The sequence below is a fragment of the Streptomyces sp. KL116D genome, assembly GCF_030766975.1.
In the GTDB taxonomy this organism is placed as follows: domain Bacteria; phylum Actinomycetota; class Actinomycetes; order Streptomycetales; family Streptomycetaceae; genus Streptomyces; species Streptomyces longispororuber_A.
Window position 1 is genome coordinate 156,153 of the sequence record NZ_JASERH010000126.1, and the last position, 13,960, is coordinate 170,112.

At 72.3% G+C, this 13,960-nt stretch carries 14 protein-coding genes; 8 read left to right on the forward strand and 6 right to left on the reverse strand.

The genetic code is table 11. The features are described from left to right. Positions 1-7 precede the first annotated feature (7 nt). From RBJ77_RS46775 to RBJ77_RS46785, 3 genes are all read right to left on the reverse strand, one after another. A complete protein-coding gene (locus RBJ77_RS46775; protein WP_372350541.1) occupies positions 8-658 on the reverse strand; it encodes a hypothetical protein in 651 nt (216 codons plus the stop codon). A gap of 115 nt (positions 659-773) precedes the next feature. Further along, positions 774-1,457, reverse strand: a complete 684-nt coding sequence (locus tag RBJ77_RS46780; protein WP_372350542.1) for a GntR family transcriptional regulator — start codon at positions 1,455-1,457, stop codon at positions 774-776. A 362-nt stretch (positions 1,458-1,819) separates the two neighbouring features. Further along, positions 1,820-2,578: an SLATT domain-containing protein gene (locus RBJ77_RS46785; RefSeq protein ID WP_372350543.1), complete on the reverse strand. Its 759-nt coding sequence runs from the start codon at positions 2,576-2,578 to the stop codon at positions 1,820-1,822. Between the two features lie 230 nt (positions 2,579-2,808). Between RBJ77_RS46785 and RBJ77_RS46790 the strand changes: the two genes are divergently transcribed. The 7 genes from RBJ77_RS46790 (at position 2,809) to RBJ77_RS46820 (ending at position 9,325) form a co-directional block, all read left to right on the forward strand. Then, positions 2,809-3,153 carry a YbaB/EbfC family nucleoid-associated protein gene (locus RBJ77_RS46790; RefSeq protein WP_372350544.1) on the forward strand — a complete coding sequence of 115 codons (345 nt, stop codon included), beginning with the start codon at positions 2,809-2,811 and terminating at the stop codon, positions 3,151-3,153. 62 nt (positions 3,154-3,215) lie between these two features. After that, positions 3,216-3,815, forward strand: a complete 600-nt coding sequence (gene recR, locus RBJ77_RS46795) for a recombination mediator RecR (protein WP_255974992.1) — start codon at positions 3,216-3,218, stop codon at positions 3,813-3,815. Then, positions 3,808-4,530, forward strand: a complete 723-nt coding sequence (locus RBJ77_RS46800; protein ID WP_372350545.1) for a DUF5063 domain-containing protein — start codon at positions 3,808-3,810, stop codon at positions 4,528-4,530. Before recR ends, RBJ77_RS46800 begins: the two co-directional genes overlap by 8 nt. 222 nt (positions 4,531-4,752) lie before the next feature. Further along, entirely contained in the window at positions 4,753-6,036 is a 1,284-nt protein-coding gene (locus RBJ77_RS46805) for an aspartate kinase (protein ID WP_255974994.1), read from the forward strand. Beyond that, positions 6,036-7,115: an aspartate-semialdehyde dehydrogenase gene (locus tag RBJ77_RS46810; RefSeq protein ID WP_372350546.1), complete on the forward strand. Its 1,080-nt coding sequence runs from the start codon at positions 6,036-6,038 to the stop codon at positions 7,113-7,115. Before RBJ77_RS46805 ends, RBJ77_RS46810 begins: the two co-directional genes overlap by 1 nt. Positions 7,116-7,586: 471 nt before the next feature. Next, positions 7,587-8,162 carry a SigE family RNA polymerase sigma factor gene (locus RBJ77_RS46815; RefSeq protein WP_305128086.1) on the forward strand — a complete coding sequence of 192 codons (576 nt, stop codon included), beginning with the start codon at positions 7,587-7,589 and terminating at the stop codon, positions 8,160-8,162. Continuing rightward, the gene (locus tag RBJ77_RS46820) at positions 8,159-9,325 is read left to right on the forward strand and encodes a hypothetical protein (protein WP_372350547.1); all 1,167 of its coding nucleotides are present in this window, start codon (positions 8,159-8,161) and stop codon (positions 9,323-9,325) included. The genes RBJ77_RS46815 and RBJ77_RS46820 overlap by 4 nt, the downstream gene beginning before the upstream one ends. Positions 9,326-9,328: 3 nt before the next feature. On the opposite strand, the gene RBJ77_RS46825 is transcribed toward RBJ77_RS46820, so the two are convergent. After that, complete coding sequence (locus RBJ77_RS46825) at positions 9,329-10,099, reverse strand: SURF1 family protein (RefSeq protein ID WP_372350548.1); 771 nt, start codon at positions 10,097-10,099, stop codon at positions 9,329-9,331. Positions 10,100-10,158: 59 nt separating this feature from the next. Beyond that, a complete protein-coding gene (locus tag RBJ77_RS46830) occupies positions 10,159-11,967 on the reverse strand; it encodes a prolyl oligopeptidase family serine peptidase (protein WP_372350549.1) in 1,809 nt (602 codons plus the stop codon). 117 nt (positions 11,968-12,084) lie between these two features. On the opposite strand from RBJ77_RS46830, the gene RBJ77_RS46835 reads away from it, so the two are divergent. Next, positions 12,085-12,246: a hypothetical protein gene (locus tag RBJ77_RS46835; RefSeq protein WP_255975000.1), complete on the forward strand. Its 162-nt coding sequence runs from the start codon at positions 12,085-12,087 to the stop codon at positions 12,244-12,246. A 261-nt stretch (positions 12,247-12,507) separates the two neighbouring features. Here RBJ77_RS46835 and RBJ77_RS46840 read toward each other — a convergent pair whose 3' ends face one another. Then, a complete protein-coding gene (locus tag RBJ77_RS46840) occupies positions 12,508-13,866 on the reverse strand; it encodes a tetratricopeptide repeat protein (RefSeq protein ID WP_372350550.1) in 1,359 nt (452 codons plus the stop codon). Positions 13,867-13,960 lie beyond the last annotated feature (94 nt).

Sequence of the window (13,960 nt, forward strand, 5' to 3'; positions counted from 1 at the left end):
GTCCCGCTCAGCTGAAGATGATCATCGATCCCTGGGCCAGGCTGCGCGTGGCCGCCTGGTGCAGGCCCAGCCAGACGTGCCGTTCCCGGGCGAACGGGCTGTCGTCCGGCGGCACCGGGGCCGCCGGTTCCTCCAGGGCGGTGGGCGCCGTCGGCGGGGCGGGCGGCACCGGCGGGTTCGCCGGGTCGATGCCGATCGACGGAGCCACGTACTCCAGTTCGCGCAGCAGTGCGTGGGACGAGCCCAACGGGCCGCCACCGGCGAGGAGTTCGTCGTTCGACAGCGGTGTCGCGAAGTCCACGGGGACGTACGCGCCCGCGTGGTCGTAGTGCCACACCAGGTGGGAACCCTGCGCCGTCGACTCGAACATCTCCAGCAACTGCTCGTAGTCACCGCCGAGTTCGTCGACCGGTGTCACCGCGAGGCCGCACAGCTGGAGCAGATAGGCGCGGCGCAGGAAGTGCAGCGCGTCGTAGTCGAACCCCGCGACCGGTGCGACGTCGCCGGAGAGTCCCGGCATGTACGAGTAGACCGGTACCGTCGGCAGCCCTGCCTCGGTCAACGCCTTGTCGTACAGCGCGAGTTCCTCGGCGAAGGGGTTGTCGGGGCTGTGGCACAGCACGTCGACGAGGGGGACGAGCCACAGATCACAGGCCAAGAAGGGCTCCTTAGGACGTGTTCGGCGGCGCACGGCCGGGCGTACGCCAGGGTAGTCGGCGGCGCACTGCGACAGCCCTGTCTTGCAGGTACCCGCTCCCCGGTCGGTCCGAGCCTCAATCCCCGGCCAGCTGCTCGATGAGCGCGAGCGAGTCGGCGTTGTACCCGGCGATGATCGCGTGCGCGCCCGTGGCGTCCCGGCGGACCAGGGCGTCCACCAGGTCGCAGTGGCCGGACCACAGGCGGCCCTTGAGGTCGCCGGCGCGGCGCAGGTGCGGGACCGCGCACATCCAGGACTGGACGCGCAGGCGGTGGAAGAAGTCGGAGAGGTAGGCGTTGCCGAAGAGGGCGGAGAGCTCTCGCCAGAAGCGCAGGTCGTAGCCGATGAGGACGTTGAGGTCGCCGGCGCCCGCGGCGCGGGCCGCCTCCTCGCCGCGGCGGCGGACTCCCGCGAGGGCGTCCGGGGTGCGGGGGTCCTGGGGCGGGTTCTCGGCGAGGCCGCGGAAGATTCCGTCGGCGACGAGGCTGCGGGCCTCGATCATCGCGCGGTAGTCGGCCAGGGAGTACTCGTGGACGCGGAAGCCGCGGTGCTGGGCGGAGTCGAGCAGGCCCTGGGCGGTGAGGTCGACGAGGGCCTCGCGGACCGGGGTGGCCGACACCCCGTATCCCTCGGCGATCTCCTTGACCGTGAACTCCTGGCCCGGGGTGAGGCGGCCGCCCAGGATCTCGTCGCGGAGCGCGTCGGCGATCTGCTGGCGCAGGGTGCTGCGGGTGACGGCGGGGCCGTCGGATACGGGCACGGTTCCCCCGGTTCGGCTGGCGCATCGGTTCCGCTGGTCCGGACCACCCTAGTCGGCCGCTTCCCCCTGCTCACCGTTCCCACTTCCCCCCACGCCCGGCTGCGGGCCTGAGAGGCGCGCTCCGCGCGGCCTTCTTGAGCGCCGCTTCGTTCCCGGCCGCGGGCCGGTGGGGGCTGGTCGCGCAGTTCCCCGCGCCCCTGAAAGGCCTGCGCTCCGCGCAGCCTTCAGGGCCGCCCACCGCCTTGGGCGGTCTGCCGCCCGGGGCGGCAGGGTGGGCAAGGCGGCCCCGGTGCGGCGTCGCCGTCGGGCTGGGTGGCACCCCGGTGCGGCGTAGTCGTTGGTCCGGTGGCGCCCCGCAGGGGCTAGCGGGGCTCCGGGGGGCGTTGGCGGGGCATGTTCGGGCGGGTGCCCGGGGGGAGGGGGAAGCGGCCGGGGGCGGGGTCCGGGCCGCGGGGCGTGGTGCCGGGGACGGAGGACTGCATCACCAGCGGCGCCGGCCCCGACCGGAACTCCACCATCCAGTCCGCCGTCTCGGACCGCACCAGCTCCGTCACGTCCTCCGTGAAGCGGCGCAGCACCGCGAGGCACCGCTCCGCCGCCTCGCTCGCCGTACCCTCCGTCGGCCCGAGCACCTCCCGCACGCTCTCCGACGCCCAGTCGAACTGGAGCACCTGCAGCCGCCGCTGCACGGCCTGCGCGGTGGCGACGTCCCTTATCCACCCCGACGTGAGCCCGAAGTACCGGTCGCAGGCGACGCAGGCCACCGCGAGCAGCAGCGTCAGATACCCCCAGGGAGCGACGCCGCCCACCACCCCGGTCAGATCGAGCAGCGGCAGCGCGCCCCCGGCCACCGCACCGAGCGCCGCCCCGCCCCGCAGGGCCCGCGCTCCCCGCCGCTTCCACACCCGGTCGGCCAGGTACCAGCCGGCGGTCCGCAGGGCGCCCTGCTCGACCCACCGGTACAGCTCGTCGAGCCGCTCCGCGGGCTCGCCCCAGTCGCCGAGCGGAAGCGTCCGCCCCGTGAGGTCGCCGGAGCGGGGGCCGCCGTCCGATACGCCCCGGCCGCCCTCACCCTGGCCCTCCTGGGGCGGTCCTTCGGGCTGCATCTCCGGCTGACTCACCCGGCACTCCCTCGACTGGTTACGGCTGGGGCTGAATGTGCAGCATCTTCCTACCGCCCAATGGGTGGCCAAGGTCCCGTTTTCGCGGGTTTTCCGCTCAGAAGTGGGCCTTCATCAGGTATAGGAAAGCAGCCCATCTCACTCGAAAGAGTGCAGTGCGAGGTGCCGGGGCGGGCGCACCCCGAACCACGTAGGCTCGAACCCAAGCGACCCAGAGACAGGAGCTGATCGTGATCCCCGGTGGTGGCCAGCCCAACATGCAGCAGCTGCTCCAGCAGGCCCAGAAGATGCAGCAGGACCTCGCGCTGGCTCAGGAGGAGCTGGCACGGACCGAGGTCGAGGGCCAGGCGGGCGGCGGCCTCGTCAAGGCGACGGTGACCGGCTCCGGCGAACTGCGCGGCCTCGTCATCGACCCGAAGGCCGTGGACCCGGAGGACACCGAGACCCTCGCCGACCTGGTGGTCGCGGCGGTCCAGGCGGCGAACGAGAACGCGCAGACGCTGCAGCAGCAGAAGCTCGGCCCGCTCGCCCAGGGACTCGGCGGCGGCAGCGGCATCCCGGGCCTCCCCTTCTAGGCCCGGCGCCAACTACCGTACGTATCAAGACGCACCAGACGACCTGAAGGCGAAGGCAATCCGTGTACGAAGGCGTGGTCCAGGACCTCATCGACGAGCTGGGCAGGCTGCCCGGCGTCGGTCCCAAGAGCGCGCAGCGGATCGCCTTCCACATCCTGCAGGCCGAACCCACCGACGTACGGCGGCTCGCGCAGGCGCTGATGGAGGTCAAGGCGAAGGTCCGGTTCTGCGCGACGTGCGGCAACGTCGCGCAGGAGGAGCTGTGCAACATCTGCCGGGACACGCGCCGCGACCCGACCGTCATCTGCGTGGTCGAGGAGCCCAAGGACGTCGTCGCGATCGAGCGCACCCGTGAGTTCCGCGGGAAGTACCACGTGCTCGGCGGCGCCATCAGCCCCATCGAGGGGGTCGGTCCCGACGACCTGCGTATACGAGAACTTCTCGCGCGGTTGGCCGACGGGACGGTCACGGAGCTGATCCTGGCCACCGATCCGAACCTGGAGGGCGAGGCCACGGCGACGTACCTCGCCCGCATGATCAAGCCCATGGGCCTGAAGGTCACCCGCCTGGCCAGCGGCCTCCCCGTCGGGGGCGACCTGGAGTACGCGGACGAGGTCACCCTCGGCCGGGCCTTCGAGGGGAGACGACTCCTAGATGTCTGAGACGACGAACACCGCCGCCACGGCGGGCGCCGCCAAGGCGTCCGGCGACGCGACGCTGCACGCGGCCACCCAGAATCCCGATGACTTCGCGGTCCAGATCTCCGACCAGATCGAGTCGTTCATCGTCGCGGTGACCGAGATCGCCAAGGGCGACGAGCCGGACTCGGCGGTCCCGTTCCTGCTCCTGGAGGTGTCCCAGCTGCTGCTCGCGGGCGGCCGGCTGGGCGCGCACGAGGACATCGTCCCGGACGAGCGGTACGAGCCGGACCTGGGCTCGGAGCGGGACGCGGACGACGCCGACGAGCTGCGCCAGAGCCTGGCGCGGATGCTCGACCCGGTCGACGTCTACTCGGAGGTCTTCGACCCGTACGAGCCGCGCAAGGCACCGGTGGCGGCCCGGATCTCGGACGACCTGGCCGACGTCGTCACCGATCTGCGCCACGGCATGGCCCACTACCGCGCGGGCCGCGTCACCGAGGCGCTGTGGTGGTGGCAGTTCTCGTACTTCTCCAACTGGGGCTCCACCGCCTCCGCCACCCTGCGCGCCCTGCAGTCCCTGGTCGCCCACGTCCGGCTGAACCAGCCGCTCGACGACCTCGACGGCCTGGACACCGACGAGGACCTGTCGACGGCCGAGGGGACCCTGGAGGAGGAGGCCGGCAAGGTCATGGCGGAGGAGATCGCGGGCCCGCTCGGCCTGCGCCCCGTCAAGTAGCCGGTGTGAGCAGGGCCACCTTTCCGGTTGCGCCCGGCGGGCCTGGGCATGCGCTCGTTCGGAGCGGCCGGATGCCGACCGAAAAACCCCGGAGATCACGTCGTGAGCGGGACATCTCACGATGCGATATGACCGGGGCGGATTTCGGCCGCTCGTTAGACTGAGCCGACCGCAGTACGCGTACGTACATGCGGTGACAGACGGACTGAGCGAGGAGCGCACGTGGGCCTTGTCGTGCAGAAGTACGGAGGCTCCTCCGTAGCCGATGCCGAGGGCATCAAGCGGGTCGCCAAGCGCATCGTCGACGCCAAGAAGAACGGCAACCAGGTGGTTGTCGTGGTGTCCGCGATGGGCGACACGACGGATGAGTTGATCGATCTCGCCGAGCAGGTATCCCCGATCCCTGCCGGACGAGAGTTCGACATGCTGCTGACCGCCGGAGAGCGGATCTCCATGGCCCTGCTGGCCATGGCGATCAAAAACCTGGGCCACGAGGCCCAGTCGTTCACGGGCAGTCAGGCCGGCGTCATCACCGACTCGGTCCACAACAAAGCCCGCATCATCGATGTGACGCCGGGCCGGATCCGTGAGTCGCTCGACAAGGGCAACATCGCGATCGTCGCCGGGTTCCAGGGCGTCTCGCAGGACAAGAAGGACATCACCACGCTCGGGCGCGGTGGCTCCGACACCACGGCCGTGGCGCTGGCCGCCGCGCTCGACGCCGAGGTCTGCGAGATCTACACGGACGTCGACGGCGTGTTCACCGCCGACCCGCGCGTCGTGAAGAAGGCGCGGAAGATCGACTGGATCTCCTTCGAGGACATGCTGGAGCTGGCCAGCTCCGGGTCGAAGGTGCTGCTCCACCGCTGCGTGGAGTACGCCCGTCGTTACAACATCCCGATCCACGTGCGGTCCAGCTTCAGCGGACTGCAGGGGACCTGGGTCAGCAACGAACCGCTCGTGAAGAAGCAAGGGGCAGAGTCCGTGGAGCAGGCGATCATCTCCGGTGTCGCGCACGACACCTCCGAGGCGAAGGTCACCGTCGTCGGCGTTCCGGACAAGCCGGGCGAGGCCGCGAAGATCTTCCGGGCCGTCGCGGACGCCGAGATCAACCTGGACATGATCGTCCAGAACGTCTCGGCCGCCTCCACCGGTCTGACCGACATCTCCTTCACGCTGCCCAAGACCGAGGGCCGCAAGGCCATCGACGCCCTGGAGAAGCAGAAGGCCAACGTCGGCTTCGAGTCGCTGCGCTACGACGACCAGATCGCCAAGATCTCGCTCGTGGGCGCCGGTATGAAGACGAACCCGGGTGTGACGGCCGGGTTCTTCGAGGCGCTCACCGACGCGGGCGTGAACATCGAGCTGATCTCGACCTCGGAGATCCGGATCTCGGTCGTCACGCGGGCCGACGACGTGAACGAGGCGGTGCGCGCCGTGCACTCCGCCTTCGGACTCGACTCGGACTCCGACGAGGCCGTGGTCTACGGAGGCACCGGCCGCTGATGGCCCGTCCAGCCGGGGAACCCGTGCGGCGTCCGACGCTCGCGGTCGTGGGAGCGACCGGGAGCGTCGGCGCCGTTCTTCTGCAGATCCTGTCGCAGCACGCGGACATCTGGGGGGAGATCCGGCTGGTCGCCTCGGCGCGCTCGGCGGGGCGCAAGCTCACGCTGCGCGGCGAGGAGGTCGAGGTCGTCGCCCTGGAGGAGTCCGTCTTCGACGGGGTCGACGTCGCCATGTTCGACGTGCCCGACGACGTGGCCGCCCGGTGGGCGCCGATCGCGGCCGCCAAGGGCGCCGTCGTCGTCGACAACTCGCCCGCCTTCCGGATGGACGCGGACGTCCCGCTCGTCGTCCCGGAGATCAATCCGCACGCCGCGCGCGTGCGGCCGCGCGGCATCATCGCCAATCCGAACTGCACGACGCTCTCGATGATCGTGGCGGTCGGCGCGCTGCACGCCGAGTTCGGCCTGCGGGAGCTGGTGGTCTCCAGCTACCAGGCCGTCAGCGGCGCCGGGCGGGCCGGGGTCGAGACGCTGCGCGAGCAGCTGGCCCTGGTCGCCGGTACGGAGCTGGGCACCAGCCCCGGTGACGTGCGGCGGGTGGTGGGCGACCGGACCGGCCCGTTCCCCGAGCCGGTCGCGCTGAACGTGGTGCCGTGGGCCGGGGCGCTGCGCGAGGACGGCTGGTCGTCGGAGGAGATGAAGGTGCGGGACGAGTCCCGCAAGATCCTCGGGCTGCCCGGTCTGAAGGTGGCCGTGACCTGTGTGCAGGTGCCGGTGGTGACGACGCACTCCCTCACCGTCCACGCCCGCTTCCAGAGCGAGGTCACCGTGGACCGGGCGCGGGAGATCCTGGCGACCGCGCCGGGCGTCGTGCTCTTCGACAATCCGGCGGCCGGCGAGTTCCCGACGCCCGCCGACGCGGTGGGCACCGACCCGACGTGGGTCGGGCGCGTGCGGCGCTCGCTCGACGATCCGGCCGGGCTCGAACTCTTCGTGTGCGGGGACAACCTGCGCAAGGGCGCCGCGCTGAACACGGCGCAGATCGCCGAGCTGGTCGCCGGGGAGTTCACCGGCGCGTGATGTGCGCCTCTCCTGCCGTCCGCTTTACGGTCGGCCCCTTCCCATATCCGGATCCACTCGTAGGATCTGTGTAAGTTCTGTGATGACGGTGGTCTGAACCACTTGAACCGGAACTTCTGAGCGTTCGAAGATTTCCTCCCCGTCCCGCAACCGCTTGCGGGGCGGGGAGCGTCCTTGCGATAGCCCTTAGGGGGGCGGTCGCTCTCGGGGGTGTCGTATCGCACAGGACAATTGGGGCATAGGGGAAGAGCAGGTACGCATGTCGGCATCTGAGGCGGAGTCATCGGTGGGGATGACGAAGTCTGTCGCAAATGGGGCGCCGGACGCGTACAACCCTGACGGGGGGAAGCGTGTCCAACAGGCGTGGCAGAGGTACTCGACTTCACAGCGGTACAGGCGAGGGGCGCGGCCCTGCGCCCACCCCTCGCACCCCTCGGGACGCGCCGTTCCCGTGGGGGCACTTCCGGCGGCATGCCGGTGATCGCCCCCATGCCAGCAGCGCGCCCGGCGCGCATTCCGGCGCAGGCGCAGGGCGCTGACGACGCGATGGCGACCGGCACCACAGTCGATCACCTGACCGAGACGTACCGCGCCCACTACCGCTCCCTGCTCGGACTCGCGGCGCTGCTCCTGGACGACACGGCCTCCTGCGAGGACGTCGTGCAGGAGGCGTTCATCCGCGTCCACTCCGCGCGAAAACGCGTCCGTGACCCCGAGAAGACGCTGGCGTACCTGCGCCAGACCGTCGTCAACCTCTCGCGGTCCACGCTGCGCCGCCGCATCCTCGGGCTGAAGCTGCTCACCAAGCCGATGCCCGACATGGCGAGCGCCGAGGAGGGCGCGTACGACCTGCTGGAGCGGGACGCCCTGAAGAAGGCCCTGAAGGGGCTCCAGCGGCGTCAGCGCGAGGTCCTCGTGATGCGCTACTTCGCGGACATGACCGAGGCCCAGGTGGCCGAGGCGCTCGGGATATCCCTGGGGTCCGTGAAGGCGTACGGTTCTCGCGGCATCGCGGCTCTGCGCGTGGCCATGGAGGCGCCGGCATGAGCCCCACGACAGGCCGCGGGCCGGACAAGCGGTTCAGGAAGCACGAGCAGGACGAGCACGCTGGGAACGCAACTGTGAACGACGGACCCCGCCGTCCGGCCGATGCGGCGGCCGACGACGCGAGTGGACCCGACACCCTCGGCGGCACCGGACTCGGCGACGACGAGCTGGCGCTGCGGCGCATGATGCGCACCGCCGTCGCGGAGATCGAGCCGTCCGACGTCGCCCTCGAGCACCTGCGCCGGGCCGTGCCCGCGCGCCGGGCGCGCAAGCGGCAGGCCGCCGTCGGCGCCATCGCCGCCGGGGTGTTCGTCGCGATGGCGGTGCCCGCGGTGCTCCACGTCACGAACTCCGGGTCGTCGGCGGACCCCGCCATGGCGGGCAACAGCCAGAACACGCACAGCGGTGTCGCCGCCGGGAAGGACGGCGGGGCCGGCCGGGACTCCGGCGGTTCGCCCTCCCAGTCCAAGGACAAGGGCAAGGGCAAGGACGGCGAGAAGGGCAAGAAGGGCGACCAGGGGAAGGGCGCGACCAGCGGCGCCACCGGTGGCCCGGGCCCCGGCTCCACGGCCGCCGCCAGCTCCCCGCTCTGCGCGGCGAACGAGCTGTCGGCGGTGGCCAGCGTCGGCGCCCCCGACGGCAGCGGCAAGGTCTACGGCAGCTTCCGCGTGTCGAACGTCTCGGACGGCAACTGCACGGTGGACGGCGGCGGCAGCGTCCTGACCGTCGCGCAGGGCGCGGCCGACCCCACCAAGGTCGGCGTCCTCGACCACACGTCGGGCGACGGCTCGGGGCTGCCCGACCCGTCGGCCGAGCAGAGCCAGCTGATCCTGGAACCGGGGATGGCGTACGAGGTGAAGTTCGCCTGGGTGCCGTCCGGGCAGTGCACCCCGAGCGGCGGCACCGGCGGTACCGGGGGCAACGGCGGCAACGGCGGGGGCGAGGTGTCCCCCTCCCCGACCCCGTCGGAGAACGCGACCGGCGACTCGGGCGAGGCCACCGCGGACTCCGGGCTGTCGGCGCAGCTCGGCTCCGAGGGCACCGGCGACGGCAGCGTCAGCGTCTCCCACACGGCGGAGCCGGGCGCGCCCAGCGCGACGACCGTCATCCCCGACGCGTGCGCCGGGACCGTGTACCGGACGGGTGTGCTGCCGGCCTCGTAGCCGTCAGGCGGTCTCCTCCGCCAGGCCGAGCTCCGCGTCCCGCAGGGCCTCGGCCTCGCGGCGCACCAGGCGGAACCACATGAAGACCACGAAGCCCGCGAAGACGAACCACTCACCGGTGTAGCCGAGGTTCTGGAACGCCTTGAGGTCCAGGCCGCTGCCCTGCGGCGTGGACGCGGGGACCGCCGTCATCCGGGAGTCCGCCTTGTCGAGCGTGACCCATGCGTCGTAGACGTCGTACGGCACCAGGTTCACCAGGGACGCCGCGCTGATCATGCCGACCTGTCCCGAGGGCAGGCCGCCCGCGGCGGTCACCCCGTTCGACCCCTGGGACTCGGACGCCTGGAGCGTGCCGGTGATCGTGACCTCGCCCTTCGGCGGCGCCGGGGCCTTCGTGGCGGACGCCGTGCCGGGCAGCCAGCCGCGCACCACGGGGAGCGCCTTGCCGGCGCCGTCGACCTTCAGGAGCGTCACGACGTAGAAGCCGGTGCGGTCGTCGACGTCGCGGTCAGGGACCAGGAACTGCTTGGCGTAGTGACCGGTCGCCGTGGTCCGCCTGCCGGAGGTTTCCTGGTCGACGGGCAGCAGGCCGGCGAGCGGCTCGGCGGCCGTCTTCTCGTTCGTCTCGATCTGCTCGGACGCGGACCGGTGGTCCTGCACCCGGTCCTCGAAACGGCTGAGCTGCCACGAACCCATGAAGATGCAGACGGGGATCGCGACGAGGACGAAGATGTTGATCCCCCACCAGCGGGGAGTCAGCAGGAACCGGTACACGCCTTCCACGGTACGGGTCCGATATAAGGACCCGTACCGCGGCCCCGCCCTGGACGCGGTCAGCTCGGCAAATGCCGCTTCGCGAAGTCCAGTTCGAGCGCGACCTGCTTGATGCGCTCCTCCACGACGAGCGAGCCGTGCCCGGCGTCGTACCGGTACACCTCGTGCACCGCGTCGCGGGCGGCGAGCCGGTCCACGTAGTGGTCGATCTGGCGGATCGGGCAGCGCGGGTCGTTCACCCCCGCCGAGATGTACACCGGGGCCTTCACGTCGTCGACGTAGGTGAGCGGCGAGGAGACGTGGAAGCGGTCGGGGACCTCCTCGGGGGAGCCGCCGAAGAGCGTGCGGTCCAGGGCCTTGAGGGCCTCCATCTCGTCCTCGTACGCGGTCACGTAGTCGGCGACCGGCACCGCGGCCAGGCCCACCGCCCACGCGCCGGGCTGCGTGCCCACGCCGAGCAGCGTCAGATAGCCGCCCCAGGAGCCGCCCGCCAGGACGAGCCGGTCCGGGTCGGCGAGGCCGGAGGCCACGGCCCACTCGCGGACGGCCGCGATGTCCTCCAGCTCGATCAGGCCGACCCGGTGCTTGAGGGCGTCGGTCCACTCCCGGCCGTACCCCGTCGAGCCCCGGTAGTTGACCCGGACCACCGCGAAGCCGTGGTCGACCCAGGCCGCCGGGCCGGCCGCGAAGGAGTCCGAGTCGTGCCAGGTGGGGCCGCCGTGGATCTCGAAGACGGTGGGCAGCGGGCCCGTCGCCCCGGCCGGCTTCTGGACGAGGGCGTGGACGCGGCCGCCGGGGCCCTCCACCCACACGTCCTCGACGGGCACGGACCCGGGCGCCTTCGCCCCCGGCGGGTCCAGCACGACGGCGCCGGTGGTCGAGCGGACGACCGGGGGCTCCGCGGCCGACGACCACAGGTACTCGATGCTGCCGTCGGGCCGGGCCGAGGCGCCGGAGACCGTGCCGAGCGGGGTGTCGACCTTGGTCAGCGCGCCCGTCGCGAACTCGTAGCGCCACAGGTCGCCGCGGGCCTCGAACTCGTGGGCGACCAGCAGCGCCGACCCGTCCGGGTACCACTCCGCCGACACGTCGCCCGGCAGGTCGAGGACCAGATCGGTCTCCGCGCCGGACGCGACGTCCCAGACCATCGGCTCCCAGCGGCCGCGCCGCTGGTGCCCGACGAGCAGCCGGGTGTCGCCCTCGACCGGGGCGAAGCCGAGGACCTCCAGGCCCAGCTCCTCCTCGCCGCCCTTCGTGTCGTCCAGCTCGGCGACCGTCGTCCCGTCCAGGCGGACCACGCGCAGCGCCGAGTGCATCGCGTCGCCGTGCTCGGTGTGCTCGATCGCGATCAGCGTGCCGTCGTGGCTGAGGTCGCCGACCCCGGCCGACTCCCGGTGCCGGTAGATCTCCGCGGGGGCGTCGGAGCCCGGCCGCACGACGTGGATCGTCGTGCCGTCGTCGTCCGTGGAGCGGCCGACGACCGCCGTGTGCCCGTCCCGGCCCAGGGCCAGCCCGGCCGGGTACGAGGGGTCGAGGCCGGGCACGGCCTCGACGTCCTCGCCGCCCGCGAAGGGCTGGCGCAGCCAGACCCCGAACTCGTCCCCGTCCTTGTCGCTGAACCACCAGATCCAGTCGCCGTCGGGGGAGAGCACGCCGTCCGTCGTCCCGTTCGCCCGGTCCGTCGCCTGGCGCTGCTCGCCGGTGGCCCTGTCCCATGCGTACAGCTCGTACGTCCCCGTCGCGTTCGACACGAACAGGGAGCGGTCCGGTGCGTCCTCCGCCCAGTCGGGCAGGGACACCCGCGGTGCCCGGAATCGCTTCTCCCAGTCGGGCACGGCCGGTGTCGTGCCCCGGTTGCTCTCAGTCATAGGCCCCATAGTGCCCGCCCGCACCGACAGCGGTCCGGCCGCCCCGGATGCCGATCCGCCGGGGCGGGCGCAGAGTGGAGTGGTCCGTCTTCCGGCACCCGAGGAGGAGTGACGGTCATGGCCAAGCACGCCAAGAACCCGCGCGAAGAGTCCCAGCGGGCCCGCAACGACGCGGCCCAGCAGCACGCGCAGCAGGCCAAGCGGAGCATCGACTCGATCGCGGCGAAGACCCGCGGCATGCAGCAGAAGGCGCAGGCCCGCAGGCAGGGCAACCGCTGACGCCGCACGTCAGGCGGTGGTGCGGCGTGACCCGGCCGGTCGTTTCGTCCGAGGGGAGCGGCCGGGCCCGCCTCAACAGGGCCTGGAACAGACCCTCGTAGGTGCTCCCGCTGCACTGCGCCTGCCTGTGCCGACGGCGGCGCGGCGGGTGTCGGATGAACAGCGCCGACACCGCTCATCCGGTCCGTCCCCGCATGCGGGGACGGTGTGGGGAATCTACGCCTCTGAGGCCCGCCCCGGAATACCCGGTGCATATATCTGTCACAGAGGGGGCCGCGCCGGGGCCGGCCCCAGCGTCGTCGTACCCGGCGCCGCCCGGTGGCCGAGGCCCGTGCGGTAGGTGTCGAGGGCCGCTTCGATGCGTCCGGTGCGCCGGTACAGGTCGCCGAGGAGTCGGCACAGGTCCGCCAAGTCGCCCGCGGCGCCCGCCCGTTCGAGCAGGCTGAGGGCCTGGACGTAGTGCTCCTCCGCCTCCTCCGCGGCGCCCAGCTCCTGCGCGATGAGGCCGAGGAGGCGGTGCGCGCCGGCCGCGTGCACGGCGCCGCGGTCGGGCCCGATGGACCCCAGCAGTGACCGCAGCAGTGCGGCGGCCTCCTGCGCGCGGCCCAGCCGGCGCAGGACGTCCGCGAGCTCGACCTCGACCTGCTGCGTGTACAGGGCGGCCCGCTTGGCGGAGAGCATGTCGCGCGCCGTCCGCAGCTCGGTCTCCGCGTCGGCGAGCCGCCCGGCCTGCGCGTGGACGTAGCCGCGCATCCAGTGGCAGTGCGCCAATTCCGTGCGGATCTGGAGGTGTTGGTAGAGCTCGGCCGCCTTCGCGAGCGAGGCGTCGGCCTCCGCCACCCGGCCCTCGGCGAGCAGGGTGCGCGCCACCGACCGGTGCATCTGGGCGACCAGCGCCGGGTCCGCGACGCGCGGCGCGAGCGCGAGCGCCAGCTCGGCGGCCTGCGCGGCGCGCGCGTGGGCGCCCATGTCCATGTAGGGGGCGATGGACGCGGTGTACAGCAGCACGAGCGCGTCCGGGTCGTGCAGGCCGCCGGTGTTGAGCTCGTCGAGCGCGGTCTCCAGCAGGTAGCAGGCGTACCGCAGGGATCCCGACAGGTAGTGGGCCACGGCCCGGGCGCGGATCACCGGGGCCCGCTGGGGGAGCGGCGCGCCCGCCTCGACGAGCAGCGCGTCGGCCCTGTCGAAGTGCTCCCGGGCCACGGGCAGTTCGCCGGTCTCCAGGGCGCACTCGCCCAGGCCCAGTTCGGCCGCGGCCCGCTCCGCGCCGAGCCCGAGCCGCTCCGCCTCCGCGGCCAGCTCGGCGTAGAGCAGCGCCGCTTCGGCGGCCGCGCCGGTGGCGAGGGAGCGCTGCGCCTCGGTGAGCCGGAGCCGGACGTCCGTGGCCAGGCGGGCGGGGCGGCCGGTGGCCAGCTCCTCGTAGGAGACGCCGAGCCGTTCGGCGATGTGCCGCAGGGCCGCCTCGGAGGGCCGTACCCGGCCCGCCTCCAGCGTCGAGATGTACGCCGGGGTGTAGGCGGGCTCGGCCACCTGGCGCTGGGTGAGGCCGCGTTCGGTGCGCAGTCGCAGGACGCGGCGTCCGACGGGCTCCGCGGATCCGTCCGGTGGTTCGTCTGGCATGGCGCGGGGTGCCGCCTTTCGCACGGGGTCCCAAAATCTTCACCTCTTGCCCCGTGTCCCGCCAACCCCCTAGGTTGTGCGACGAGTTAAGGCA